The sequence below is a fragment of the Candidatus Hydrogenedentota bacterium genome (assembly GCA_035416745.1).
Classification (GTDB): domain Bacteria; phylum Hydrogenedentota; class Hydrogenedentia; order Hydrogenedentales; family SLHB01; genus UBA2224.
Map to the genome: position 1 here is coordinate 1 of DAOLNV010000096.1, position 1,803 is coordinate 1,803.

The window sequence follows — 1,803 nt, forward strand, 5'->3', positions numbered from 1 at the left end:
GCCAGCGGAGCCTCTTTGCGCAGCCGTTCCGCGGCGGCTCTCTCGAACATATCCTGCGTCATACCCGTGATCGTACTCCCCGCAGGTGTTTCGAGCAAACCCCTTACGTGCCTTGCCCCCGGCGGCGGCGGTCCGTTGGCGCGCTGCCCGCAAGGGCCACGCGGGTAACGGGCCACCGATGCCGTTATCCGCCCAACCATTCCTTCAATTTGTCCAGAAACCGCAGATGGGCGGGATAGTTCTGCGCCTCGGTCAATTCCTGGAACCGTTGAAGCAGCTCCTTCTGCTCGCGGTTTAGATGCGTCGGCGTCTCGACGACCACCCGGACGATCTGGTCGCCGGTGCGATACCCGCGGATGTCGGGGATGCCAAGGCCCCGCAACCGGAAAAGCTGCCCCGACTGGGTCCCAGCCGGAATCTTGACCTCAGCCTCGCCCTGGAGCGAAGGCACACGTATTGTGGTGCCCAGGGCCGCATGGGGAAAACTCACGGGTACTTCACAGACCAAATCGTTGCCGTCGCGAACGAAGAAATCATCGGACTCTACCTCGATGAAGATATAGAGGTCGCCGCGGGGTCCGTCGTTCTCTCCCGGTTCCCCTTCGCCCGGCACCCGCAGCCGGGAGCCGGTATCGACCCCGGCCGGTATGTCCACCGAAAGGTCGCGTTGTGTCTGCACCCGTCCGGACCCCCGGCACTTGGTGCACGGATCATCAATGCTCCATCCCCTGCCCCCGCATCTCCGGCAGGTTTGCGTAATGCTGAAGAAGCCCTGAGAACGCCGCACTTGCCCACTGCCATTGCAGTCCGGGCAGGTTCTTTGCTTTGTTCCCGGCGCGGCCCCCGTGCCATGGCATTCCCCGCAATTCTCCATGCGCGAGAACCGGACGGCACGTTTGACGCCCGAAGCCGCTTCCTTCAGGGTGATGGTGACGCGCCGCTCGAGATCACTCCCGGGCCGGGCAGCGGGCCGCCGCCGGCCGCGTGTGCCAGAACGCCCAAACAAGACGTCGAAAAAATCCTCGAAGGGCGTATCGAATCCGCCCGTGCCTTCCGTACCAAACCCAAAACCGCCGAAACCGCCGCCAAAACCCTGGCCAAAGCCCGCGCCAAGATTTCCGAAACGATCGTATTGTGAACGTTTGTCAGGATTCTTGAGCGTATCGTAGGCTTCGTTGATCTCCTTGAGTTTGTCCTCGGCAGCCTTATCCCCGCCGGTCTTGTCGGGATGGTATTTATGCGCAAGCTTCAAGTATGCCTTGCGGATCTCGTCCTGCGAGGCTTGCCGGGAAACCCCGAGTATTTCATAGAAATCTCTAGTCGCCATCGGCAGGTATCCCCGATGATTGCCCCGTCCGGACATCCGGCGGGACGGGCCACCAACAAGCCCGCGGCTCTAACACGTCCCCATCCCCCAGAAGAACGCATCCCGCCCGGGCTTGGGTACTACTCTCTATTTTCCTTCTTATCGTCCTCATCGACAACGGTAAAATCCGCGTCCACGGTATCTCCGCCCGGTGCGGCTTCTTTGGCGTCATCAGCACCTCGCTGGGGCCCCTGCTGTTTCGAAGCATCGGAAGCGGATTGAGCCGGCCCCGCCGCGCTCTTGTAAAGGGCTTCCGAAAGCCTGTACTGAGCCTGGGTGAGGGCCTCCATGGCCGATTCAATGGCTGCGGTATCGTCTTTCTCGAGCGCCTTCTTCACGCCGTCGACAGCCGCCTCGACGGCATTTCTGTCCGCGGCGTCAACCTTGTCACCGCTTTCTTTGAGCAGTTTTTCGCATTGATACACCATGGCATCCGC

The 1,803-nt window shown here is 61.6% G+C and carries 2 protein-coding genes; both read right to left on the reverse strand.

Annotated features, from left to right (window positions below):
* Positions 1-184: 184 nt before the first annotated feature.
* Positions 185-1,327, reverse strand: coding sequence for a molecular chaperone DnaJ (gene dnaJ, locus PLJ71_19765; protein HQM50930.1), 1,143 nt, complete (start codon positions 1,325-1,327; stop codon positions 185-187).
* A 119-nt stretch (positions 1,328-1,446) separates the two neighbouring features.
* Positions 1,447-1,803, reverse strand: a 357-nt coding sequence (locus tag PLJ71_19770; protein HQM50931.1) for an Hsp70 family protein, incomplete at its 5' end; no start/stop codon positions are given.

What these genes read in the sequence shown, in the direction of transcription:
- dnaJ (HQM50930.1), bottom strand. Translation starts at nt 1,327, where the DNA reads ATGGCGACTAGAGATTTCTATGAAATACTCGGGGTTTCCCGGCAAGCC.